Source organism: Pseudoduganella sp. RAF19 (assembly GCF_052114165.1).
Lineage (GTDB): Bacteria > Pseudomonadota > Gammaproteobacteria > Burkholderiales > Burkholderiaceae_D > Rugamonas.
On record NZ_JBFREF010000006.1, the window covers coordinates 137,792 to 159,288 of the forward strand.

The following is a 21,497-nucleotide window of genomic DNA, read 5'->3' on the forward strand; positions in this document are numbered from 1 at the left end:
GAGCTGCGATGGGTCAGAAAATTCATCCAACCGGTTTCCGTCTGGCGGTCACCCGTAACTGGGCTTCGCGCTGGTACGCAACCAACGGTAACTTCGCTTCGATGCTGAACGAAGACCTGAAGGCACGTGCTTTCCTGAAGAAGAAGCTGAAAAACGCTTCCGTGGGCCGTATCGTGATCGAACGTCCTGCCAAGAACGCACGCTTCACCATTTACAGCTCGCGTCCGGGCGTTGTGATCGGCAAGAAGGGCGAAGACATCGAAGTGCTGAAGTCTTCCCTGTCGAAGATCATGGGCGTGCCTGTGCACGTGAACATCGAAGAAATCCGCAAGCCGGAAATCGATTCGCAACTGATCGCCGATTCGATCTCGCAGCAGCTGGAAAAGCGTATTATGTTCCGCCGCGCCATGAAGCGCGCGATGCAGAACGCAATGCGTCTGGGCGCCCTGGGCATCAAGATCATGTCCTCCGGCCGTCTGAACGGCATCGAGATCGCCCGTACCGAATGGTATCGCGAAGGCCGCGTGCCTCTGCATACCCTGAAGGCGGACATCGACTACGGTACCTCCGAAGCATCGACCACCTACGGCATCATCGGTGTCAAGGTTTGGGTCTACAAGGGTGACCGCTCCGCTACCGGCGAAGCACCAGTCATCGAGACGCCAGCCGACGAGAAGAAGCCACGTGGTCCGCGTCGCGAAGATGGCAAGCCAGCTGGCCGTGGCCGTCCAGGTGCTAAACCAGCAACCGCACCAGCCGGTCGCCGCGCTGCCAAGCCGGCTGCAGCTGACAAAGCAGGAGAATAAGCATGCTGCAACCTAGCCGCAGGAAATATCGTAAAGAGCAGAAAGGCCGTAACACCGGCATTTCGCACACCACCGGCACCAATGTGTCGTTCGGCGAGTTCGGCCTGAAGGCCGTGGCACGCGGCCGTATCACCGCGCGCCAGATCGAGTCCGCACGTCGTGCGATGACCCGTCACATCAAGCGTGGTGGCCGTATCTGGATTCGCGTTTTCCCAGACAAGCCAATCTCCAACAAGCCTGCCGAAGTCCGTATGGGTAACGGTAAAGGTAACCCGGAGTACTACGTTGCCGAAATTCGTCCAGGCAAAGTCCTGTACGAAATGGATGGCGTTGCTGAAGAGCTGGCACGCGAAGCGTTCCGCCTGGCTGCTGCCAAACTGCCGCTGGCTACCACCTTCGTGGTGCGCCAGGTAGGCCAATAATCGGAGAGAAATATGAAAGCAACTGAACTCCGCGGCAAAGACCAGGCAGCTCTGCAGAAAGAGCTGAATGATCTGCTGAAGGCCCAGTTTGGCCTGCGTATGCAAGCCGCTACGCAGCAGCTGGCGAACACTTCGCAGCTCAAGAAGGTACGCCGCGACATCGCACGCGTGAAAACGGTAATGAACTCGAAGGAAGCAAAATGACTGATCAAGTAAAGCTGAAGCGCACGCTGATCGGTAAAGTTGTGTCCGACAAGATGGACAAGACCGTTACCGTTCTGATCGAGCGTCACGTGAAGCACCCTCTGTACGGCAAGATCATCGTCCGTAGCGCCAAGTACCACGCGCACGACGAAGCCAACTCGGCCAAGACCGGTGATACGGTTGAAATCCAGGAAGGCCGCCCGATCTCCAAAACGAAGGCGTGGACGGTGACCCGAGTAGTGCAAGTCGCACAAATCGTCTAAGAAGTCTGGGGCCGGAACCGTGAGGTTTCGGCCACAAGCCAATTAGTTCTTGCAGGCCCGCAGGTTTTATGTAATACTTGCGGGCTTCGTTCATGTATCCGCCGCAAAGTGTCTCTCCACAGGCGCGGTATGCGGTCAGTTACGTGTTTGAAGATCAAGCACCCAAGCAATGGGCATCGTGCCCATTGGCGGGACCAAGACTGACCGATGTCCGCATTGTGTGGATTCTTCGGCTTAAGTTGGGAAAGAGAATACTATGATTCAAACTGAGAGCCGGCTCGAAGTAGCCGACAACACCGGTGCCAAGGAAGTCATGTGCATCAAGGTGTTGGGCGGTTCCAAGCGCCGTTACGCTGGCATTGGCGACGTGATCAAAGTCACCGTTAAGGTGGCTCAGCCTCGCGGCCGTGTCAAAAAAGGTGAAATTTATAACGCCGTGGTAGTGCGCACCGCTAAGGGTGTGCGTCGCCAGGACGGTTCCCTGGTGAAGTTTGACGGCAATGCTGCTGTCCTGCTGAACAACAAACTGGAACCGATCGGTACCCGTATCTTTGGCCCAGTGACGCGTGAACTGCGCACTGAGAAGTTCATGAAGATCGTGTCCCTGGCACCGGAAGTCCTGTAAGGAGTCAGACAATGGATAAGATTCGCAAAAACGACGAAGTCATCGTCCTGACTGGTAAGGACAAGGGCAAGCGCGGCGTGGTAACCCAGCGTGTAGACGCTGAGCACGTTGTGGTAGAAGGCGTTAACGTGGCCAAGAAGGCCGTTAAGCCAAACCCGATGACTGGTGTTCAAGGTGGCATCGTTGACAAGACCATGCCAATCCACGTGTCCAACGTTGCGCTGTTCAACGCTGCGACCGGCAAGGCAGATCGCGTAGGCTTCAAGGAAGTGGACGGTAAAAAAGTCCGCGTCTTCAAGTCTTCCGGCGAAGTAGTGAAGGGGTAATAAGAAATGGCCCGTCTGCAACAACTGTATAAAGACAAAGTCGTCGCCGAGCTGACCGAAAAATTCGGTTACAAGTCGGTGATGGAAGTGCCGCGTCTGACCAAGATCACCCTGAACATGGGTCTGTCGGAAGCCGTGGCTGACAAGAAGATTATCGAGCACGCTGTTGGCGACCTGACCAAGATCGCCGGCCAGAAGCCAGTCGTGACCAAGGCCCGTAAGGCAATCGCAGGTTTCAAGATCCGCGAAGGCTACCCGATCGGTACCATGGTGACCCTGCGCGGCGCCCGCATGTATGAATTCCTGGACCGTTTCATCACCGTGGCCCTGCCGCGCGTGCGTGACTTCCGTGGCGTGTCCGGCAAGTCCTTCGACGGCCGTGGCAACTACAACATCGGTGTGAAAGAGCAGATCATCTTCCCGGAAATCGAGTACGACAAGATCGACGCACTGCGTGGTATGAACATCTCGATCACCACCACCGCGAAGACCGACGACGAAGCGAAAGCTCTGCTCGCCGCCTTTAAATTCCCGTTCAGGAACTAAACGATCATGGCAAAACTCGCACTGATTAACCGTGAACAGAAGCGTGCTGACCTGGTAGCCAAGTTTGCTGCCAAGCGCGCCGCTCTGAAGGCCATCATTGATGACCAGACCAAGTCGGAAGAAGAGCGCTACGAAGCCCGCCTGAAACTGCAGGCGCTGCCACGTAACTCGGCACCGACCCGTCAGCGTAACCGCTGCCAGGTAACCGGCCGTCCACGTGGTACCTTCCGTAAATTCGGCCTGGGTCGTATCAAGCTCCGTGAATTCGCCATGCGTGGTGAGATCCCGGGTATGACCAAAGCCAGCTGGTAATAGGAGAATAAGCAATGAGTATGAGCGATCCTATCGCCGATATGCTGACCCGCATTCGCAACGCCCAGGGCGTGCAGAAGACCACCGTGGCAATGCCATCGTCGAAAGTCAAAGTAGCTATCGCCTCCGTCCTGAAGGACGAGGGTTACATCGAAGACTTCGCCGTGAGCACCGCGGAAGGCAAAGCGGAACTGAAGATCGGTTTGAAATATTATGTAGGCCGTCCTGTGATCGAGCGTCTGGAGCGTGTGTCGCGTCCAGGCCTGCGTATCTACAAGGGCAAGGATGAAATCCCGACCGTGATGAACGGCCTGGGCGTGGCGATTGTGTCGACCCCGAAAGGTGTCATGACCGACCGCAAAGCGCGCGCTACCGGCGTCGGTGGCGAAGTCATCTGCTTCGTGGCTTAAGGAGTAACACAATGTCTCGTGTAGCTAAAATGCCGATCGTTGTGCCTGCTGGCGCCGAAGTCGCCATCTCCGCGCAAGCGATCACCGTCAAGGGCCCGCTGGGCACCCTGACCCAGAGCCTGAACGGCCTGGTTAAAGTTGAAAACAATGCTGGCACCCTGACCTTCGACGTGGTCAACGACAGCCGTGAATCGAACGCCATGTCCGGCACCCTGCGTGCCCTGGTGAACAACATGGTTACCGGTGTGACCAAGGGCTTCGAGAAGAAGCTGTCCCTGGTGGGCGTGGGCTACAAGGCCCAGGCGCAAGGCGACAAGCTGAATCTGTCCCTGGGCTTCTCGCACCCAGTCGTACACGACATGCCTGCCGGCATCAAGGTGGCAACCCCGACCCCAACCGAAATCGTGATCACCGGTGTTGATCGCCAGAAGGTTGGCCAAGTGGCTGCTGAAGTTCGTGCTTACCGCTCCCCTGAGCCTTACAAGGGCAAGGGTGTCCGCTATGTGGACGAAGTGGTTAAGCTCAAAGAAACCAAGAAGAAGTAATTAGGGGCTGACGATGGACAAAAAAGAATCTCGTCTGCGCCGCGGACGTCAAACTCGCATCAAGATCGCGCAACTGAAAGTGAACCGCCTGTCGGTGCACCGCACCAACCTGCACATTTACGCGAACCTGATCAGCCCGGACGCCAAAGTTCTGGTTTCGGCCTCGACCGTGGAAGCGGAAGTGCGCGCCGAGCTGGCTGGCAAGTCTGGCAAGGGTGGCAACGCCGCCGCTGCCGCACTGGTTGGCAAGCGCGTCGCAGAAAAAGCACTGAAAGCGGGCATCACCGAAGTCGCCTTCGACCGCTCCGGTTTCCGTTACCACGGCCGCATCAAGGCGCTGGCGGAAGCCGCGCGTGAAGCTGGCCTGAAGTTCTAAGGGTACGATCATGGCAAAAATGCAAGCAAAAATGGCATCCGATAAGCCGGATGATGGCATGCGCGAAAAAATGATCGCGATCAACCGCGTGACCAAAGTGGTCAAGGGTGGTCGCATCATGGGCTTCGCCGCGCTGACCGTGGTAGGTGACGGCGATGGCCGCATCGGCATGGGCAAGGGCAAGTCGAAGGAAGTACCGGTCGGTGTGCAGAAGGCAATGGAAGAAGCCCGCCGCAACCTGATCAAGGTGCCTCTGAAGAACGGTACCCTGCAGCACACCGTTACCGGCCGTCACGGCGCCTCGCGCGTCATGATGTCCCCGGCCAAGCCTGGTACTGGCGTGATCGCTGGTGGCGCCATGCGCGCTATCTTCGAGGTGATGGGCGTGACCGACGTGGTGGCGAAATCCACCGGTTCGAACAACCCGTACAACCTGGTGCGCGCCACCCTGGACGGCCTGTCGAAAATGAGCACTCCAGCCGAAATCGCCGCCAAGCGCGGTAAGTCGGTTGAAGACATCCTGGCTTAAGGGGAACTTCATGAGCACTATTAAAGTAAAACTGGTGAAGGGCCTGATCGGCACCCGTCAGGACCACCGTGCCACCGTGCGCGGCCTGGGCCTGCGCCGTGTGAACTCCGTGCGTGAACTGCAGGACACCCCTGCTGTGCGCGGCATGATCACCAAGGTCGCCTACCTCGTCAAAGTCGTGTCGTAAGCACCCCTTACGATCAGGAGAAACTAATGGAATTGAATACCATTCAACCGGCAGAAGGCGCGAAGCACGCTAAGCGTCGCGTAGGCCGCGGTATCGGCTCCGGCCTGGGTAAAACCGCTGGCCGTGGTCACAAAGGTCAGAAATCGCGTTCGGGCGGCTTCCACAAAGTCGGTTTCGAAGGCGGTCAGATGCCTCTGCAGCGTCGTCTGCCGAAGCGTGGCTTCAAATCGCTGAATGCTACTTTCAAGGCTGAAGTACGTCTGTCCGAACTGAACGCCCTGGCAGTGTCCGAAGTGGACCTGCTGGTGCTGAAGCAGGCGGGTGTGCTGAATGTCCTGGCACGTGACGTGCGCGTTATCGCTTCCGGCGAAATCACCAAAGCAGTGACCCTCAAGGGCCTGAAGGTGACCGCTGGCGCGAAAGCCGCAATCGAAGCAGCCGGCGGCTCGGTAGCCTGAGTCCCGCTGGCTTGATCGGAGCGAAAATTGGCAACGAACCAACAGCTTGCTAAAAGTGCCGCCGCCGGCTTCCCCTGGAACCGGCTGTGGTTTTTGCTGGGCGCTCTGGTAGTGTACCGGATCGGGGCTCATATCCCCGTTCCCGGCGTGGATCCGGTACAGCTGGCAGCACTGTTCAAGTCGCAAGAAGGCGGCATCCTGGGCATGTTCAACATGTTCTCGGGTGGTGCCCTGTCGCGCTTCACGGTGTTTGCACTGGGCATTACGCCTTACATCTCGGCGTCGATCATCATGCAATTGGTGTCGATCGTCGTGCCGCAGATGGAAGCGCTGAAAAAAGAAGGTGAATCGGGGCGTCGCAAGATTACCCAGTACACCCGCTATGCCACAGTGTTCCTGGCGCTGTTCCAGGCCTTCGGTATCGCAGTCGCGCTGGAAGCTCAGCCCGGCCTGGTACTGGACCCTGGTTTGGGCTTCCGCTTCGTCACGATTGTGACGTTGCTGACTGGTACCATGTTCCTGATGTGGTTGGGCGAGCAGATTACCGAGCGTGGCTTGGGTAACGGCATCTCGATCATCATCTTCGCCGGTATTGCTGCCGGCCTGCCGAATGCCCTGGGCGGCTTGTTCACCCAGGTATCGACGGGCACCATCGGCGCCTTCTCGGCAATCGTCATCGTGGCCCTGGTTGCATTTGTGACCTATGCCGTGGTGTTCGTGGAACGCGGCCAGCGCAAGATTCTGGTGAACTACGCCAAACGTCAGGTCGGTAACAAGATCTACGGTGGCCAAACCAGTCACTTGCCGCTCAAGCTGAATATGGCCGGCGTGATCCCGCCGATCTTCGCTTCGTCGATTATCTTGTTCCCGGCTACCATCGTGGACTGGTTTTCGAAAGGCGCCGACCCATCGAATCCGGTGGTGCGGTTCCTGAAAGATCTGGCTGCATCGATGGCTCCTGGTGAGCCGATCCATGCTCTGTTGTACGCCGTGGCAATCGTGTTCTTCTGCTTCTTCTACACCGCTCTGGTGTTTAACAGCAAGGAGACTGCGGATAACTTGAAGAAGAGCGGGGCCTTTGTGCCAGGGATTCGTCCCGGTGAGCAGACAGCCCGTTACATCGACAAGATCCTGACCCGATTGACCCTGGCGGGCGCCGTCTACATCACCATCGTGTGCTTGTTGCCGGAATTCATGCAAGCCCAGTGGAAAGTGCCGTTCTATTTCGGTGGCACCTCCCTGTTGATTATTGTGGTTGTGACCATGGACTTCATGGCGCAAGTGCAAAATTATGTGATGTCTCAGCAATATGAATCGCTGCTGCGCAAAGCTAACTTCAAGGGCGGAATTCCGACGCGATAAATGGCAAAAGACGACGTTATACAGATGCAGGGCGAGATTCTTGAGAATCTGCCGAATGCAACATTTCGAGTAAAGCTGGAAAACGGACACGTGGTACTCGGCCACATTTCGGGTAAAATGCGCATGAACTACATCCGCATTCTCCCTGGCGACAAGGTCACGGTTGAATTGACGCCGTATGACCTGTCCCGGGCTCGTATTGTGTTCCGGACCAAGTAATTTTAGAAAATCGAACCATAGAGAGTGCAATCATGAAAGTTAACGCTTCAGTTAAGCGGATCTGCCGCAACTGCAAGATCATCAAGCGCAAGGGCATCGTTCGCGTCATCTGCGTCGAACCGCGTCACAAGCAGCGTCAAGGTTAATCAGTTCGAGGAATAACGAATGGCACGTATTGCAGGGGTTAACATCCCAAATCATAAGCACACCGTTATCGGCCTGACCGAGATTTACGGTATTGGCCGTCCTCGTGCGCAGTTCATCTGCGCCCAGACCGGCGTTGCAACCAACAAGAAGGTCAAGGACCTGGACGACAGCGAGCTGGAAAAGCTGCGTGATGAAATCGGTAAGTTCGTAGTAGAAGGCGATCTGCGCCGCGAACTGTCGATGAACATCAAGCGTCTGATGGACCTGGGCTGCTACCGCGGTCTGCGTCACCGTAAGGGCCTGCCGGTCCGCGGTCAGCGCACCCGCACCAACGCGCGTACCCGTAAGGGCCCGCGTAAGGCCGCTCAATCGCTGAAGAAATAATCTAGGGAACTATTATGGCTAAGCAACAAAGCAGCGCAGCAGCAGCTCGCGTTCGTAAGAAAGTTAAAAAGAACGTCGCTGAAGGTATCGCTCACGTTCACGCTTCCTTCAACAACACCATCATCACCATCACCGACCGTCAGGGCAACGCTCTGTCGTGGGCGACTTCCGGTGGTGCTGGCTTCAAGGGTTCGCGTAAGTCGACCCCGTTCGCAGCGCAGGTTGCTGCTGAAGCCGCTGGTAAAGTGGCGCAGGAATGCGGCGTGAAGAACCTGGAAGTTCGCATCAAGGGCCCTGGTCCTGGCCGCGAATCCGCTGTTCGTGCACTGAACAACCTGGGCATCAAGATCACCGAGATCCAGGACGTGACCCCAGTGCCGCACAACGGCTGCCGTCCTCCAAAGCGTCGTCGTATCTAAGAATCAGCAAGACCATGGCCGGTGCGGTGTGCACCGGTCACCGTCCCTGAAGGAAATCGCTGGAACAGTGAACCGGAAACGGTTATACTGTCCGGCTATTTTCGCCTTTCCGGCTTGCCGGGAATGGCTGTTGAGCCACCGCCTGTGCTGACAGTGAGCCAGGCTAGCGCCTAACCGCACTCCGATGCGGCTGGGGCGTCATTTAAATATTTAAGGAAAACTACCGTGGCACGTTATATCGGACCTAAAGCAAAACTCGCCCGCCGTGAAGGCACCGACCTGTTCCTGAAGAGCGCCCGCCGCTCGCTGGATTCCAAGTGCAAACTGGACGTGAAGCCAGGCCAGCACGGCGTCAAGTCGGGTGCCCGCACCTCCGACTACGGCAACCAGCTGCGCGAAAAGCAAAAAGTGAAGCGTATCTACGGCGTGCTGGAGCGTCAGTTCCGCCGCTACTTCGCTGAAGCGTCCCGCCGCAAGGGCAACACCGGTGAAACCCTGCTGTCCCTGCTGGAAACCCGCCTGGACAACGTAGCTTACCGCATGGGCTTCGGCTCCACCCGCGCTGAAGCACGCCAGCTGGTCTCCCACAAGGCCTTCACCGTGAACGGCAACGTCGTGAACATCCCTTCCTACGTTGTGAAGACCGGCGACGTGATCGCTGTGCGCGAAAAGTCCAAGAAGCAGACCCGTATCGTTGAAGCGCTGTCGCTGGCTGAACAAGTTGGCATGCCAGCTTGGGTGTCGGTCGATTCCAAGAAGATGGAAGGCACCTTCAAGTCCCTGCCAGAGCGTAATGAAATCGCTGCTGACGTGAACGAAGCGCTGATCGTCGAACTGTATTCGCGTTAATCGTTGAATCAAACCCGAGCTTCGGGTCAGACCCTGGGGTCTGACCCTGCTGTTTGGGTTGCGCCGTAGGGCGGGTCATTGACCCGCCGTTTTACCATTTAAACAATGCCATCAGCCTTATCGGTGTAACGAGCCGAGGGTAATGAAAAGGACATTTATCCATGCAAAATAGCTTGTTGAAACCACGTATTATCGACGTTGAAGCCCTGGGCCACGGTCACGCCAAAGTCGTGATGGAGCCGTTCGAGCGCGGCTACGGCCACACTCTGGGCAATGCACTGCGCCGCGTGCTGCTGTCCTCGATGATCGGCTACGCGCCGACCGAAGTGACCATCGCTGGCGTCGTTCACGAGTATTCCTCGCTGGACGGTGTGCAGGAAGACGTGGTTGACCTGCTGCTGAACCTGAAGGGCGTCGTGTTCAAGGTGCACAACCGTGACTCCGTGACCCTGACCCTGAAGAAGGAAGGCGAAGGCGCCGTGCTGGCTTCGGACATCGATCTGCCGCACGACGTTGAACTGATCAACCCGGATCACGTGATCGCTCACCTGACCGCCGGCGGCAAGCTGGACATGCAGATCAAGGTCGAAAAAGGCCGTGGTTATGTGCCAGGTAACGTGCGCCGTCTGTCGGAAGACACCAACAAGACCATCGGCCGCATCATTCTGGACGCATCGTTCTCCCCAGTGCGCCGCGTTTCCTACGCCGTGGAATCGGCCCGTGTGGAACAGCGTACCGACCTGGACAAGCTGATCATCAACATTGAAACCAATGGCGTGATCACCCCGGAAGAAGCGATCCGCCAATCGGCCCGCGTGCTGGTTGACCAGCTGAACGTGTTCGCCGCCCTGGAAGGCACCGAGACCGCCGCCGAAGCGCCATCCCGCGCTCCGCTGGTCGATCCGATCCTGCTGCGTCCAGTGGACGACCTGGAACTGACCGTTCGCTCCGCGAACTGCCTGAAAGCCGAAAACATCTACTACATCGGCGATCTGATCCAGCGCACCGAAAACGAACTGCTGAAGACCCCGAACCTGGGCCGCAAGTCGCTGAACGAGATCAAGGAAGTTCTGGCATCGCGCGGTCTGACCCTGGGCATGAAGCTGGAAAACTGGCCGCCTGCCGGCCTGGAGAAGTAATTTGCTGTACCCGCCCGGCGCGTGTTGCGCCGGGCGTTTTCACTCTAACCGGACCGCGCTCTCGCCTTGTGCCTGAGCGATCGAAGATCTCGGATTTAAACATTATCGAAAGGAAGCACTATGCGTCACCGTCACGGCCTTCGTAAACTGAACCGTACCTCCTCCCACCGTCTGGCTATGCTGCGCAACATGACTGTTTCGCTGCTGAAGCACGAAGCGATCAAGACCACCCTGCCGAAAGCAAAAGAACTGCGTCGCGTTGTGGAACCGATCCTGACCCTGGGCAAGACCGACACCCTGGCCAACAAGCGTCTGGCTTTCTCCCGTCTGCGCGACCGCGAGATGGTTCTGAAGCTGTTCGCTGAACTGGGCCCACGTTACGCAAACCGCAACGGCGGCTACCTGCGTATCCTGAAAATGGGTTTCCGTCATGGCGACAACGCTCCTATGGCGTTCGTTGAGCTGGTTGATCGTCCAGAGATCACCACCGCTGAAGAGGCACCAACCGCTGAGTAATGTCAGCTGGTTGATTAAGAAGCCGGGCATTGCCCGGCTTTTTTTATATGCGCACGGAAAAGCATGCATGGGTGTACTATTTGCCTGCGTTGTTGTTCATCCATTTGTCCCGAATCCATGCTGCGTTCCCACTCCCGATTGCTGGCACTGCTATCCGCCGTGCTCCTGTTCTTCACGCTGTTCGCCAACCCGGCGCGTGCGGAAGACGACTTCCTCGACCCCGCTGTCGCCTTTAAATTTTCGGCCAAGGTGGTGGATGGCAAGACCATCTCCGTCACCTACGACATCGCGGAAGGGTATTACATGTACCGCGAGCGCTTTGCCTTCCGAGCGGATGGCGCCACGCTCGGTGCGCCCCAGATCCCGCCCGGCAAGGTCAAGTTCGACGAGACCTTCAACAAGAATGTCGAAACCTACCGTCACAGTGTGACGATCCTGATTCCGGTGCAGGCCGCCGGTCCGTTCACCCTGGTGTCCACCGGCCAGGGCTGCTCGGATAAGGGCCTGTGCTACTCGCCGCAAGAGTCCACCGCGCGCCTGATGGCGATCGGCGGCGCGGCCCAGGCTGGCCCGCCGGCCGAAGGTGTGAAGCCGGGCGCACTGAGCCTCGGCACGCAGCCGGTAGCCGCCGACGTCAGCGTTCCTGGCGCTGTCCTGCCAGCCACCGCGGCCCCTGCCGCAGGCGCCGCGGCGACGCTCGCCCCTGCGGCCGCCCCAGCGGCGGCCAAAGCCTCCGGCGACGGCGAAATGGGCCGTATCGAGGCTGCCTTGAAGGGCCGCAGCCTGGCGGTGATCGTGCCCCTGTTTATCGTTCTCGGTCTGGGCCTGGCGTTCACGCCCTGCGTGCTGCCGATGGTGCCGATTCTGTCCTCGATCATCGTGGGGGAGGGCGCCCGCGGCAACCGTTCGCGCGGTCTGGCGCTGTCGATCACCTATTCTCTGGGGATGGCCATCGTCTACACCGCGCTGGGTGTGGCGGCTGGCCTGATCGGGGAAGGCCTTTCTGCTGCGCTGCAAAATCCGTGGGTGCTGGGCGCCTTCGGCATCGGCATGGCCGGCATGGCCTTGTCCATGTTCGGTGTGTATGACCTGCAGGTTCCGGCCGGGATGCAGAGCCGTCTGGCCAGCGCATCGAATCGCCAGTCCGCCGGCAAGCTGGCGGGCGTGTTCGTCATGGGCGCCATCTCGGCCCTGATCGTCGGTCCTTGCGTCGCTGCGCCACTGGCGGGCGCCCTGGTCTACATCAGCCAGACCCGCGACGTGGTGATCGGCGGCGGCGCGCTGTTCTCGATGGCGGTTGGCATGAGCGTGCCGCTGATTCTGGTTGGCGTATCGGCGGGCACATTACTGCCGCGCGCAGGCGCCTGGATGAATTCAGTGAAGAAGTTCTTTGGCGTATTACTGCTGGCAATGGCCTGGTGGCTGGTATCGCCGGTAATTCCGGCGGCTGTTCAAATGGCGGGCTGGGTAATTCTGGGATTTGCGTACGGGATTTACCTATTGCGTGCCCGCGGCAATTGGCTGCCGAAAGTCATTGGCGCCGTATTTGTCATTTTCGGCGCGGCGCAATTAGTCGGCGTGGCGACGGGCGGACGCGATCCCCTGGCGCCGCTGGCGCATTTGACCGGCGGCGCCGATCACCATGTCAAATTCACCGGTATTAAAAACAGCGCCGATCTGGATGCGGTATTGGCCAATACCGGCGGTAAAACCGTACTGCTCGATTTTTATGCCGACTGGTGCGTGTCCTGCAAGGAAATGGAAAAGCTGACTTTTGTCGAACCGGCTGTTCAGCAGAAATTGACGAATACGATTCTGCTGCAAATCGATGTCACGGCGAATAATGAAGACGATAAAACCATGCTGAAGCGTTTCGGTTTATTCGGACCGCCGGGAATTATCCTGTTCAATCAGCAAGGTCAGGAAATTGCGGATTCCCGGGTCATTGGTTTCCAGGACAGCGGCAAGTTCAGCAAGTCGCTCGACAAGTTGAACTGATCGAGCCGGACCAAACGAGGAGGGCGCCTGCGGGCGCCCTTTCTTTTTGCTAGTGATGAGCTCAAATCTGGTGCGATCACGCCAATCTTTGGCATGAGATGACGAAAAAAGAGCCGAACCAGCTTGCGCCGGCTCGGCCATAAGCACCAAAGAGCAAAGAAAACGGGGGGGCTTAGCCTTGTTTCTTGTCAGCTGGACCGTGTTGACTCCAGCGGCCGTGACGGGCATGGCTCATGGCTTGGTCGAAGGTCTTCTGCTGTTCAGGCGTCAGCGTTGCGTAGAAGGTTTTCAGCGCGGCCAGATGATTTTCCATCTGGGTGATATGCGTTTTGGAGAATTCAATCCGCTTTTCCATTTTTTCCGGCGTGCTCAGATTTTTAAATGAAGCAAAATCCGGACGGGTGGTTGGAATATCGGCCTTAATGGCAGCGGCATAAGTTTGCCAGCCGGCTTCCTGCGATGAATTCAATTTCAGCGCATCATGCAATTTCTGCAGACGCTTATCCAGACGCGCGGACATTTGCGCGGGATCGAATTTGGTCGCCGCATATTGACGGTGCGGAGTATCCTGCGCTTGTGCGGAGAATGCCACGGAGCCCAGGCTGATGACAGCAGCGCCTACGACGAAAGCTTTACGCAAGGTATTCATAAGAAAATCCTTATCTCAAATTCGTGGAACCAATTCCACGGCACTTGGACACATCTTCTCAGCAGCCTGTTTCAGCTAAGTGTCCTCAGCGACACTTTTTGTATCCAAGTGTTTCGTGATTTCCCGTCAACAATATGCCAATTGTCGATATGAATAACTTGCCTTTTCAGCAAGCGGCAGTTTTGTAACGTACTGTATCAATGCCCGATATTTAAACATGACGATACAAACTGCTTACCTGCCACCCCCGATGCAAGGGATAATTGTGGGCATGGAAAATGCCACGAATATCCTCATCGTCGACGACGACCGTGATATCCGCACTTTGTTGCAGGATTATCTGGAAACTAACGGCTACCGCACCCAAGGCTCGGGGGACGGCAGCGGCATGTGGAAACTGCTGGATGAGTCCAAGCCGGACCTGATCGTGCTCGACCTGAATCTGCCGGGCGAGGATGGCCTGACCCTGTGCCGCAAACTGCGTGCGCATTCCAACCTGCCGGTGATCATGCTGACCGCCCGCAGCGAACCGCTGGACCGCATCCTCGGCCTCGAAATGGGCGCCGACGATTATCTGCCCAAGCCTTTCGAGCCGCGCGAATTGCTGGCCCGCATCCGTTCCGTGCTGCGCCGCACCACGGCGAGCGCCGCATCGGGTACCGAAAAGGCCAGCCAGATCCGCTTCTCGGGCTGGATTCTGGATTTGACCGCCCGTCACCTGCTCAATCCGCAGGGCACGGTCATCATGCTGTCCGGCGCTGAGTTCCGTCTGCTCAAGGTTTTCCTGGAGCATCCGAACCGCGTGCTGAACCGCGACCAGCTGCTGAACCTGACCCAGGGCCGGGACGCCGACCCTTTCGACCGTTCCATCGATATTCAGATCAGCCGCCTGCGCCAGAAGCTGGGTGAAGACGCCCGCTTGCCTCAGATCATCAAGACCGTGCGTAACGGCGGCTACGTGCTGGCCGGCCCGGTTGCTGTGGAGCCATCGGCGTGATTCCTTTCTGGAGGTCCATGACGGGCCGCGTGTTTCTGGTACTGATGCTCGGTATCGTCGCCTCCGCTGCCCTGACGCAATGGCTGGCGGTGAACGAACGCCAGCGCACACTGGAGCGTTATCGCGGCTTCCATGCGCTGGAGCGTGCCGAGCAGATCATTGCGACCACCGATGTGGTGCGTCCCGAGTCGCGCGACCAGTACCTGAAAGTGGCCAGCAAGGGCGCGATCAAGCTGGAAGTGGCGCGCGGCCACGAAGAATCCCAGGAGCTGAGTGAATTCGGCGCGACGCTGGCTAATCGCCTCGGTCCCGAATACAAGTTCACTTCGCTGGTGGACAAGCCGGAGAGCTGCGACCGCCCGCGCACCTCCTATTCCACCTTCGCCATGTTTGCCCCGCAGCTCATCCCCTATCGCGGCGCCTGCGAATCGCTGCTGGTGGAAATGCCGGATGGCCAGATGCTGAAGCTGTCCATTCTGCCGCCGCGCCCGCCGCCACCGACCGGCCACAACGAATACGCCGCCTTCGTGCCTTTCCTGCTGAGCATTGCCGTGCTGGCCTACCTGGTGGCGCGCATGGCCATGACGCCATTGAAGCGCCTGGCCAAGGCCGCAATGAATCTCGGTAACGACATCAACCACCCGCCGGTCGAAATCACCGGCTCCAACGAAATCCGCCAGGCCAGCGCCGCCTTCAACGCCATGCAGGCGCGTATCCGCCAGCACATCGCCCAGCGCACGGAAATGCTGGCCGCCATTACCCATGATTTGCAGACGCCGCTGACCCGCATGCGCCTGCGCCTGGAAAAAGTGCGGGATGAAGACTTGCAGCAGAAGCTGCTGGGCGACCTGTCCGCCATGCAGCAGATGGTCAAGGAAGGCCTGGACCTGGCGCGCAGCATGGACACGGCCGAAGCCATGCAGAGGCTGGACCTGGATGCCTTGCTCGACAGCGTCTGTTCCGATGCCGCCGACGCCGGCCAGCAAGTCGATCTGAAGGGCCACACCGGCATGGCGCTGATGGGCCGTCCGCTCGATATTCGCCGCTGCCTGGTGAACTTGATCGATAATGCAGTCAAGTATGGCCAGCGTGCCCACGTCACCGTGGATCGGCTGGCCGGCGCCGCCCGCGTGCGCATCCGCGATGAAGGTCCGGGCATTCCCTCGGACCAACTGGCGCGCGTGTTCGAACCGTTTTACCGTCTGGAGACCTCGCGCTCGCGCAGCTCCGGCGGCACCGGCCTGGGGCTGACTATCGCCCGCAATATCGCCGAACAACATGGGGCCAGCCTGAGCCTGGCCAATCACGAAAGGGGCGGGCTGGAAGCCGTCCTCGTCGTCCCCGAATTTTACGCAGGTAAGTAGATCCTCAGTTTCTCTCTCATGATGAAAAAGAAGACATTGGCAATTCTGGTTGGTGTGGCCGCCGTGATCGGCGCTGGCGCCTGGTATTCGAACAAGGCGCCTGGCGAAGGGGGCGGTGCGCCGGCTGGCGGCGGCAAAGGTAAGGGGGATTCCGGCCCGACTACCGTGAACATTGTGGCGCCGGCGCACGAAGATGTGCCTATCACGCTGAGTGCCAATGGTACTGTTAGCCCTATCACGATGGTGGACCTGCATCCGCAAACCACCAGCACCATCGTCAAGGTACACGTAAAAGAAGGCCAGTTCGTCAAGGAAGGCGAACTGATGTTCACGCTGGACAGCCGCAGCGCTTCCGCCAATGTCGAGAAAGCCGTAGCGCAGGTCGATAAAGACCGCGCCAACCTGGCCGACCTGGAACGCCAGTACAAGCGCGCCCAGGAACTGGTGGCGCAGAAGTTCATGGCGCAAAGCTCGGTGGACACCCTGAAGTCGCAAGTCGATTCCGCCCGCGCCGTGCTGGAGTCCGACGTGGCCGCTGCCCGCGCCAGCAAGGTCGACCAGAGCTACAACGTGATCCGCGCGCCGCAGACCGGCCGTGTGGGCGCCATCAATGTCTACCCCGGCAGCCTGGTACAGCTGACCACCTCGCTGACCACCATCACTCAACTGGACCCGATCAACGTTGCTTTCAACGTGCCGGAAACCAATCTGTCCGCACTGCTGGACGCCCAGCGCGCCGGCAAGGTGCAGGTGCAAGTCTTCCTCAACAATTCGGATAAGCCCGTAACTGGCGAGCTCAGCTTTGTCGACAATACGGTCGACGCCGCCGCTGGCCAGATCCGCGTGAAGGGCCGCTTCGACAACAAGGACACCCGTCTGTGGCCGGGCCAGTATGTGACCACCAAGCTGATCGTCGCCACCATGAAGGGGGCGACCGTGGTGCCGCAAAACGCTATCATCACCAACACACGCGGCACGTTCGTCTACACGGTTGCGCCGGACCAGACCGCCAAGATCACCAACGTCAAGCGCCTGTATGGCTTTGGCGCTTATGTGGCGGTGGATGGTCTGCAGGGCAACGAGAAGGTGATCGTCGAAGGCAAGCAGAACCTGCGTCCGGGCGGCAAAGTGCGTATCGCCGACGCCAAGCTGGCGCAGGAAGAAGGCCTGAGCGCAGAGCCGGGCAACCAGAAAGGTAAGCCAGAATGAACCTTTCCGAGCTGAGCATCCGGCGCCCCGTCATGGTGGTGCTGCTCTCGCTAAGCCTGATCCTGGCTGGCGTGCTGGCCTATTCCCATATTCCGGTCGCCGCGCTGCCGAGCTACAACACCCCGGTCATCAACGTTTCGGCCGACCTGCCGGGCGCCGCGCCGGACACCATGGCGTCGTCCGTTGCGCTGCCGCTGGAGAAACAGTTCTCCACCATTGCCGGCCTGGCGATGATTACCTCCACCAGCACGCAGGGCAATACCTCGCTGACGCTGGAGTTCGACCCGTCGATCAACGTCAATGAGGCGGCCGTGGACGTGCAAGCCGCTCTGCTGCGCGCGCAACGCCAGCTGCCGCAGGAAATGACGGACCTGCCGTCCTACCGCAAGGTCAACCCGGCCGATGCGCCGGTGCTGTTCATGACCATGAACTCGCCATCGCTCAGCCTGTCCGAGCTGAACGATTACGCGGAAAACCTGATTGCGCCGAGCCTGTCGACCCTGCCGGGCGTGGCCCAGGTGTCGGTCAACGGCCAGAAGCGCTTTGCGGTGCGTATCCGCGCCCGCTCCGACCAGCTGAACGCGCGCAATCTGACGCTGGACGATCTGCAGCAGGCGATCAAATCCGCCAACGCCAACACGCCGCTGGGTACCCTGGATGGTCCGAAGCAAACGCTGACCATCATGGGCAATCCGCAGATGATGCGCGCGGCCGACTACAACGACATTATCGTTGCCACGCGCAACGGCCAGCCGGTGCGTCTGAAGGATGTGGCGACGGCGGAAGACAGCTACCAGTCCATCAAGTCTGCCGGCTCCTACAACGGCGAGCGCTCCATCGTGCTGCTGGTGCAGCGTCAGCCGGACGCCAACACCGTGCAGGTGGTGGACGGCGTGCGCCGCCTGCTGCCGCGCTTCCGCGCCCAGATGCCGACTTCGGTCAACATCCAACTGGTGAACGACCGCTCGGTGTCGATCCGCGAAGCAATCCATGACGTGAACGTGACGCTGGCATTGACCGTGGTGCTGGTGGTGCTGGTGATCTTCCTGTTCCTGCGCCGCCTTGCCGCCACCTTCATCCCGGCGATCACCATGCCGATCTCGCTGCTCGGCGCGCTGGCCCTGCTGTATGCCTTCGGCTATAGCCTGGATAACGTGTCCCTGCTGGGTATCACGCTGGCTGTCGGCCTGGTAGTGGACGATGCGATCGTGGTGCTGGAAAACATCGTGCGCCATATCGAGCATGGCATGAAGCCTTTGCAGGCAGCCCTGATCGGTTCGCGCGAAATGGGCTTTACCATCGTTTCGATCTCGGTCTCTTTGGTGGCCGTGTTCATTCCGATCTTCTTCATGCCAGGCGTGCTGGGCTTGCTGTTCCACGAATTCGCCGTGGTGGTGGCCTTGTCCGTGCTGGTGTCGGCTGCCGTCTCGCTGACTCTGGTGCCGATGCTGGCCTCGCGCTTCATGCCGGCCGACTCGCACGAAACTTCGGGCGACGACAGCTTCATCGGGCGCCACTTCGAGCGCATCTTCACCGCCACCCGCAATGCCTATGCGCGCACGCTGGACATCGCGCTGCACCACCGCTTCATCGTGCTGGCGATTGCCTTTGGTACGTTTGCGCTGACCATCTGGCTCTACATCGCGATTCCCAAGGGCTTCTTCCCTGAGGAAGACCTGAGCCAGATCCGTGTCAACACGGAAGCGTCGGAAGATATCTCGACTGCCGCCATGCTGGAGCTGCAGGAGAAAGTTGCGGCAACCATCCAGGCCGATCCAAGTGTGAAGGATGTGACTTCCTTCACCGGCGCAGGCAACACGGGCCGCATGTTCCTGGTGCTGAAACCGCACAGCCAGCGCAAGCCGATGCCGCAAGTGCTGGACGATCTGCGCAAGGCCACCAGGAAGATCGCCGGTATCTCGGTGTATCTGAGCCCGGTGCAGAACCTGCAGCTGGGCGGCCGCCCATCCAAGAGCCGCTATCAGTACACGCTGCAGTCGGTCAGCCCGGATGCACTGAACAGCTGGGCCTCCAAGTTCCTGGACAAGATGCGCGAAGACTCTGATTTCCGCGACGTGACCAGCGATTCCCAGAACAAGGGATTGCAGGCACAGCTGAAGATCGACCGCGACAAGGCCAATCTGCTGGGCGTGAAGATGGCGGACGTCCGTACCGCGCTGTATCTGGCGTATGGTGAGCGCCAGGTGTCGACCATCTTCTCTTCCGCCGCCAGCTACTTTGTGATCCTGGAAGCCTCCGATGAAGACCGCAACTTCGACGATGCGCTGACCAAGATTTCGGTGCGCAATACGGCGGGCAATCTGGTGCAGCTGTCCAGCTTTGCGACGGTGGAGCGCACCGTTGGCCCGACCGCGGTGAACCACCAGGGCCAGCTGCAGGCGATCACGATTTCCTTCAACCTGGCGCCGGATGTCCCGCTGGGTAACGCCACCGGCAAGATCGACAAGATGGCGCAGGACATGGGCCTGCCGGCCTCCATCATCACCAGCTACGGCGGCGACGCGGCCGTGTTCCAGAGCAGCCAGGGCAGCCAGGTCATCCTGATCATTGCCGCGCTGGGCGTGATCTACGTGCTGCTGGGCGTGCTGTACGAAAGCTATATCCACCCGCTGACGATTCTGGCGGGCCTGCCTTCCGCAGCCGTGGGTGCGCTGCTGACGCTGTGGTTCTTCAAGCTGGACCTGACCATGATTGCCATCATCGGCATCTTGATGCTGATCGGTATCGTGAAGAAGAACGCGATCATGATGATCGACTTCGCCCTGCACGCTCAGCGCGAGCAGAATATGAAGCCGGCCGATGCGATCCGCGAAGCGTGTATCCTGCGCTTCCGTCCGATCATGATGACGACGCTGGCCGCCCTGATGGGCGCGCTGCCGATCGCTTTGGGCCTGGGCGCCGGCGCCGAACTGCGCCAGCCGCTGGGCCTGGCGGTGTGCGGCGGCCTGATCTTCTCGCAAGTGATTACGCTGTACATCACCCCGGTGATTTATTTGTTCCTTGATAAGTACAGCGGCACGGGTCCAATGAAGGATGAGGACCTGGAAGACGGCGAAACAACAGAACAGGTACGGGCAGTCGAGCTGAAGGCGGTCTCCGCCGGTAAGCACTGATATCATTGCTGGTTGGGAAGCTTACATACTGTAACATTCTTCAATGTCTACTTTGAGTAAGCTTCTATCCCAGTCCGTCCAGAAGACCGTATATCTTGTATCAGTTCAGCCAAGTCCCCGAGGAGCACTCCGAATTCTGCCCGCACTGTGGCCAGCCCATGCCACAGGACCGGCCCGTGCTTGAGTATGGTTCGCGCAAGCCGAACCGTTGGGGTATTGGCGCAACGATCCTGGTCCACCTGCTGGTGGTGCTGCTGTATTTCTTCAATCCGAAGGAAAAGATCAAGCTGACGCCGCCCCCGAAAGAGGGCGAGATGGTGTGGGTGGCGCCGGTGCCGGTCAGCAAACCGAAGCCGACGCCGCAGCCACCGAAGCCGATCACCAAGACCGCCAAGGCGGAAAAGCCGAAGGCCACGCGCGCTTATCTGCCGCCGAATCCAAACGCGATCACCGAGCGCATCAAGCCGCAGGAACGCATTGTGCCGCCTGAGCAGGCCAAGCTGACGCCGCCACCGGCCGAAGCCACCGATATGCAGTCCATGATCGAAATGCGCCGCCGATCCCGCAATGCCGACCAGCCGACCCAGCCTTCCGCCGCAGAAAGCGAAGCCCAGGCCGCGCTGAACCGCGCCCGCGCCAACATCATGGGCGCCCAGGGCCGTAACGCGAACGGTGAGCGCAACGATACCGGCGGTATCTTCCAGGTCACCGACAAGACCTTCAACAGCGCCGAAATCAAGTTCCGTGGTTTCAGCTCCAACTTCAAGCGCAACTGGTCGCAGCAAGTGCATGTGGACCAGGGCGGGGAGAAGGATATTGAAACGGCAATCGTGAAGAAAATGATCGAGATGATCCGCAAGGAAAAGCCAGGCGACTTCGTCTGGGAATCGCACCGCCTTGGCCGAAATGTGCCAATGAGTGCGCGCAAGGAAGACGAGCCGGAGCTGCAGGCTTTCCTGCTGCAGGAGTTCTTCCCGGGCTACGGCAAGCTGCGCTAAAAAAGTGTTGTCACTGCGACCTTTTTCTTGCATCTGACGTAGTTCCAGCACAGTTCTGCCGCTATAATCGCCCAAAATTTTTGCACACTGGCTGGAGCACTTAA

At 59.1% G+C, this 21,497-nt stretch carries 29 protein-coding genes; 28 read left to right on the top strand and 1 reads right to left on the bottom strand.

Features of this window, described 5'->3' with window-relative positions; genetic code table 11:
- The first annotated feature begins 8 nt into the window (after window positions 1-8).
- From rpsC to dsbD, 23 genes are all read left to right on the top strand, one after another.
- The gene (gene rpsC, locus AB4Z19_RS17450; RefSeq protein WP_395403239.1) at window positions 9-806 is read left to right on the top strand and encodes a 30S ribosomal protein S3; all 798 of its coding nucleotides are present in this window, start codon (window positions 9-11) and stop codon (window positions 804-806) included.
- 2 nt (window positions 807-808) lie between these two features.
- The gene (gene rplP, locus AB4Z19_RS17455) at window positions 809-1,228 is read left to right on the top strand and encodes a 50S ribosomal protein L16 (RefSeq protein WP_155440039.1); all 420 of its coding nucleotides are present in this window, start codon (window positions 809-811) and stop codon (window positions 1,226-1,228) included.
- 12 nt (window positions 1,229-1,240) lie between these two features.
- Window positions 1,241-1,432 (top strand): 50S ribosomal protein L29, encoded by a 192-nt coding sequence (gene rpmC, locus AB4Z19_RS17460; RefSeq protein WP_442027733.1) that lies wholly within the window; start codon window positions 1,241-1,243, stop codon window positions 1,430-1,432.
- Window positions 1,429-1,695 carry a 30S ribosomal protein S17 gene (gene rpsQ / locus AB4Z19_RS17465; protein WP_442027734.1) on the top strand — a complete coding sequence of 89 codons (267 nt, stop codon included), beginning with the start codon at window positions 1,429-1,431 and terminating at the stop codon, window positions 1,693-1,695. Before rpmC ends, rpsQ begins: the two co-directional genes overlap by 4 nt.
- 256 nt (window positions 1,696-1,951) lie before the next feature.
- On the top strand, window positions 1,952-2,320 hold the full coding sequence (rplN, locus tag AB4Z19_RS17470; RefSeq protein ID WP_028101657.1) for a 50S ribosomal protein L14: 369 nt from the start codon (window positions 1,952-1,954) through the stop codon (window positions 2,318-2,320).
- An 11-nt stretch (window positions 2,321-2,331) separates the two neighbouring features.
- The gene (gene rplX, locus AB4Z19_RS17475; RefSeq protein ID WP_342118638.1) at window positions 2,332-2,646 is read left to right on the top strand and encodes a 50S ribosomal protein L24; all 315 of its coding nucleotides are present in this window, start codon (window positions 2,332-2,334) and stop codon (window positions 2,644-2,646) included.
- A 6-nt stretch (window positions 2,647-2,652) separates the two neighbouring features.
- Entirely contained in the window at window positions 2,653-3,192 is a 540-nt protein-coding gene (gene rplE, locus AB4Z19_RS17480) for a 50S ribosomal protein L5 (protein WP_442035706.1), read from the top strand.
- Between the two features lie 6 nt (window positions 3,193-3,198).
- The gene (rpsN, locus tag AB4Z19_RS17485; RefSeq protein WP_055937643.1) at window positions 3,199-3,504 is read left to right on the top strand and encodes a 30S ribosomal protein S14; all 306 of its coding nucleotides are present in this window, start codon (window positions 3,199-3,201) and stop codon (window positions 3,502-3,504) included.
- Window positions 3,505-3,518: 14 nt separating this feature from the next.
- Entirely contained in the window at window positions 3,519-3,914 is a 396-nt protein-coding gene (rpsH, locus tag AB4Z19_RS17490; protein ID WP_442035707.1) for a 30S ribosomal protein S8, read from the top strand.
- An 11-nt stretch (window positions 3,915-3,925) separates the two neighbouring features.
- Window positions 3,926-4,459, top strand: coding sequence for a 50S ribosomal protein L6 (rplF, locus tag AB4Z19_RS17495; protein ID WP_442035708.1), 534 nt, complete (start codon window positions 3,926-3,928; stop codon window positions 4,457-4,459).
- Between the two features lie 13 nt (window positions 4,460-4,472).
- Entirely contained in the window at window positions 4,473-4,835 is a 363-nt protein-coding gene (gene rplR / locus AB4Z19_RS17500; RefSeq protein WP_028101651.1) for a 50S ribosomal protein L18, read from the top strand.
- A 10-nt stretch (window positions 4,836-4,845) separates the two neighbouring features.
- Window positions 4,846-5,364: a 30S ribosomal protein S5 gene (gene rpsE / locus AB4Z19_RS17505; RefSeq protein WP_442026301.1), complete on the top strand. Its 519-nt coding sequence runs from the start codon at window positions 4,846-4,848 to the stop codon at window positions 5,362-5,364.
- A 10-nt stretch (window positions 5,365-5,374) separates the two neighbouring features.
- Window positions 5,375-5,551 carry a 50S ribosomal protein L30 gene (rpmD, locus tag AB4Z19_RS17510; protein ID WP_395403221.1) on the top strand — a complete coding sequence of 59 codons (177 nt, stop codon included), beginning with the start codon at window positions 5,375-5,377 and terminating at the stop codon, window positions 5,549-5,551.
- A gap of 26 nt (window positions 5,552-5,577) precedes the next feature.
- A complete protein-coding gene (rplO, locus tag AB4Z19_RS17515; RefSeq protein WP_395403219.1) occupies window positions 5,578-6,009 on the top strand; it encodes a 50S ribosomal protein L15 in 432 nt (143 codons plus the stop codon).
- A 27-nt stretch (window positions 6,010-6,036) separates the two neighbouring features.
- The gene (secY, locus tag AB4Z19_RS17520; RefSeq protein WP_442026300.1) at window positions 6,037-7,371 is read left to right on the top strand and encodes a preprotein translocase subunit SecY; all 1,335 of its coding nucleotides are present in this window, start codon (window positions 6,037-6,039) and stop codon (window positions 7,369-7,371) included.
- On the top strand, window positions 7,372-7,590 hold the full coding sequence (gene infA, locus AB4Z19_RS17525) for a translation initiation factor IF-1 (RefSeq protein ID WP_005663428.1): 219 nt from the start codon (window positions 7,372-7,374) through the stop codon (window positions 7,588-7,590). It begins immediately after the preceding gene.
- A 32-nt stretch (window positions 7,591-7,622) separates the two neighbouring features.
- Window positions 7,623-7,736, top strand: a complete 114-nt coding sequence (gene rpmJ, locus AB4Z19_RS17530; RefSeq protein ID WP_442026299.1) for a 50S ribosomal protein L36 — start codon at window positions 7,623-7,625, stop codon at window positions 7,734-7,736.
- A gap of 19 nt (window positions 7,737-7,755) precedes the next feature.
- Complete coding sequence (gene rpsM, locus AB4Z19_RS17535) at window positions 7,756-8,121, top strand: 30S ribosomal protein S13 (RefSeq protein ID WP_442026298.1); 366 nt, start codon at window positions 7,756-7,758, stop codon at window positions 8,119-8,121.
- Window positions 8,122-8,135: 14 nt separating this feature from the next.
- The gene (rpsK, locus tag AB4Z19_RS17540; protein ID WP_028101645.1) at window positions 8,136-8,540 is read left to right on the top strand and encodes a 30S ribosomal protein S11; all 405 of its coding nucleotides are present in this window, start codon (window positions 8,136-8,138) and stop codon (window positions 8,538-8,540) included.
- 225 nt (window positions 8,541-8,765) lie between these two features.
- On the top strand, window positions 8,766-9,389 hold the full coding sequence (gene rpsD, locus AB4Z19_RS17545) for a 30S ribosomal protein S4 (RefSeq protein WP_442026297.1): 624 nt from the start codon (window positions 8,766-8,768) through the stop codon (window positions 9,387-9,389).
- 161 nt (window positions 9,390-9,550) lie between these two features.
- Window positions 9,551-10,528, top strand: coding sequence for a DNA-directed RNA polymerase subunit alpha (locus AB4Z19_RS17550; RefSeq protein WP_395403206.1), 978 nt, complete (start codon window positions 9,551-9,553; stop codon window positions 10,526-10,528).
- Window positions 10,529-10,648: 120 nt separating this feature from the next.
- Window positions 10,649-11,044, top strand: a complete 396-nt coding sequence (rplQ, locus tag AB4Z19_RS17555) for a 50S ribosomal protein L17 (RefSeq protein WP_442026296.1) — start codon at window positions 10,649-10,651, stop codon at window positions 11,042-11,044.
- Between the two features lie 117 nt (window positions 11,045-11,161).
- On the top strand, window positions 11,162-13,042 hold the full coding sequence (gene dsbD, locus AB4Z19_RS17560) for a protein-disulfide reductase DsbD (RefSeq protein ID WP_442035709.1): 1,881 nt from the start codon (window positions 11,162-11,164) through the stop codon (window positions 13,040-13,042).
- Between the two features lie 172 nt (window positions 13,043-13,214).
- On the opposite strand, the gene AB4Z19_RS17565 is transcribed toward dsbD, so the two are convergent.
- Window positions 13,215-13,691 (bottom strand): Spy/CpxP family protein refolding chaperone, encoded by a 477-nt coding sequence (locus tag AB4Z19_RS17565; RefSeq protein WP_442028126.1) that lies wholly within the window; start codon window positions 13,689-13,691, stop codon window positions 13,215-13,217.
- A gap of 271 nt (window positions 13,692-13,962) precedes the next feature.
- Here AB4Z19_RS17565 and AB4Z19_RS17570 point away from each other — a divergent pair, with 271 nt between their 5' ends.
- The 5 genes from AB4Z19_RS17570 to AB4Z19_RS17590 all read left to right on the top strand — a co-directional run bounded on the left by AB4Z19_RS17570 (window position 13,963) and on the right by AB4Z19_RS17590 (window position 21,393).
- Window positions 13,963-14,688: a response regulator gene (locus AB4Z19_RS17570; protein ID WP_442028127.1), complete on the top strand. Its 726-nt coding sequence runs from the start codon at window positions 13,963-13,965 to the stop codon at window positions 14,686-14,688.
- A 17-nt stretch (window positions 14,689-14,705) separates the two neighbouring features.
- Complete coding sequence (locus tag AB4Z19_RS17575; RefSeq protein WP_442028128.1) at window positions 14,706-16,052, top strand: ATP-binding protein; 1,347 nt, start codon at window positions 14,706-14,708, stop codon at window positions 16,050-16,052.
- An 18-nt stretch (window positions 16,053-16,070) separates the two neighbouring features.
- A complete protein-coding gene (locus AB4Z19_RS17580) occupies window positions 16,071-17,261 on the top strand; it encodes an efflux RND transporter periplasmic adaptor subunit (RefSeq protein WP_442035710.1) in 1,191 nt (396 codons plus the stop codon).
- Window positions 17,258-20,395 carry an efflux RND transporter permease subunit gene (locus tag AB4Z19_RS17585; RefSeq protein ID WP_442028212.1) on the top strand — a complete coding sequence of 1,046 codons (3,138 nt, stop codon included), beginning with the start codon at window positions 17,258-17,260 and terminating at the stop codon, window positions 20,393-20,395. The genes AB4Z19_RS17580 and AB4Z19_RS17585 overlap by 4 nt, the downstream gene beginning before the upstream one ends.
- Before the next feature lie 158 nt (window positions 20,396-20,553).
- Window positions 20,554-21,393: a hypothetical protein gene (locus AB4Z19_RS17590; RefSeq protein WP_442035711.1), complete on the top strand. Its 840-nt coding sequence runs from the start codon at window positions 20,554-20,556 to the stop codon at window positions 21,391-21,393.
- Window positions 21,394-21,497 lie beyond the last annotated feature (104 nt).

Coding starts and splice junctions, on each gene's coding strand:
- rpsC (WP_395403239.1), top strand. CDS start 9: ATGGGTCAGAAAATTCATCCAACCGGTTTCCGTCTGGCGGTCACCCGT.
- rplP (WP_155440039.1), top strand. CDS start 809: ATGCTGCAACCTAGCCGCAGGAAATATCGTAAAGAGCAGAAAGGCCGT.
- rpmC (WP_442027733.1), top strand. CDS start 1,241: ATGAAAGCAACTGAACTCCGCGGCAAAGACCAGGCAGCTCTGCAGAAA.
- rpsQ (WP_442027734.1), top strand. CDS start 1,429: ATGACTGATCAAGTAAAGCTGAAGCGCACGCTGATCGGTAAAGTTGTG.
- rplN (WP_028101657.1), top strand. CDS start 1,952: ATGATTCAAACTGAGAGCCGGCTCGAAGTAGCCGACAACACCGGTGCC.
- rplX (WP_342118638.1), top strand. CDS start 2,332: ATGGATAAGATTCGCAAAAACGACGAAGTCATCGTCCTGACTGGTAAG.
- rplE (WP_442035706.1), top strand. CDS start 2,653: ATGGCCCGTCTGCAACAACTGTATAAAGACAAAGTCGTCGCCGAGCTG.
- rpsN (WP_055937643.1), top strand. CDS start 3,199: ATGGCAAAACTCGCACTGATTAACCGTGAACAGAAGCGTGCTGACCTG.
- rpsH (WP_442035707.1), top strand. CDS start 3,519: ATGAGTATGAGCGATCCTATCGCCGATATGCTGACCCGCATTCGCAAC.
- rplF (WP_442035708.1), top strand. CDS start 3,926: ATGTCTCGTGTAGCTAAAATGCCGATCGTTGTGCCTGCTGGCGCCGAA.
- rplR (WP_028101651.1), top strand. CDS start 4,473: ATGGACAAAAAAGAATCTCGTCTGCGCCGCGGACGTCAAACTCGCATC.
- rpsE (WP_442026301.1), top strand. CDS start 4,846: ATGGCAAAAATGCAAGCAAAAATGGCATCCGATAAGCCGGATGATGGC.
- rpmD (WP_395403221.1), top strand. CDS start 5,375: ATGAGCACTATTAAAGTAAAACTGGTGAAGGGCCTGATCGGCACCCGT.
- rplO (WP_395403219.1), top strand. CDS start 5,578: ATGGAATTGAATACCATTCAACCGGCAGAAGGCGCGAAGCACGCTAAG.
- infA (WP_005663428.1), top strand. CDS start 7,372: ATGGCAAAAGACGACGTTATACAGATGCAGGGCGAGATTCTTGAGAAT.
- rpmJ (WP_442026299.1), top strand. CDS start 7,623: ATGAAAGTTAACGCTTCAGTTAAGCGGATCTGCCGCAACTGCAAGATC.
- rpsM (WP_442026298.1), top strand. CDS start 7,756: ATGGCACGTATTGCAGGGGTTAACATCCCAAATCATAAGCACACCGTT.
- rpsK (WP_028101645.1), top strand. CDS start 8,136: ATGGCTAAGCAACAAAGCAGCGCAGCAGCAGCTCGCGTTCGTAAGAAA.
- AB4Z19_RS17550 (WP_395403206.1), top strand. CDS start 9,551: ATGCAAAATAGCTTGTTGAAACCACGTATTATCGACGTTGAAGCCCTG.
- rplQ (WP_442026296.1), top strand. CDS start 10,649: ATGCGTCACCGTCACGGCCTTCGTAAACTGAACCGTACCTCCTCCCAC.
- dsbD (WP_442035709.1), top strand. CDS start 11,162: ATGCTGCGTTCCCACTCCCGATTGCTGGCACTGCTATCCGCCGTGCTC.
- AB4Z19_RS17565 (WP_442028126.1), bottom strand. CDS start 13,691: ATGAATACCTTGCGTAAAGCTTTCGTCGTAGGCGCTGCTGTCATCAGC.
- AB4Z19_RS17570 (WP_442028127.1), top strand. CDS start 13,963: ATGGAAAATGCCACGAATATCCTCATCGTCGACGACGACCGTGATATC.
- AB4Z19_RS17575 (WP_442028128.1), top strand. CDS start 14,706: ATGACGGGCCGCGTGTTTCTGGTACTGATGCTCGGTATCGTCGCCTCC.
- AB4Z19_RS17580 (WP_442035710.1), top strand. CDS start 16,071: ATGATGAAAAAGAAGACATTGGCAATTCTGGTTGGTGTGGCCGCCGTG.
- AB4Z19_RS17585 (WP_442028212.1), top strand. CDS start 17,258: ATGAACCTTTCCGAGCTGAGCATCCGGCGCCCCGTCATGGTGGTGCTG.
- AB4Z19_RS17590 (WP_442035711.1), top strand. CDS start 20,554: ATGCCACAGGACCGGCCCGTGCTTGAGTATGGTTCGCGCAAGCCGAAC.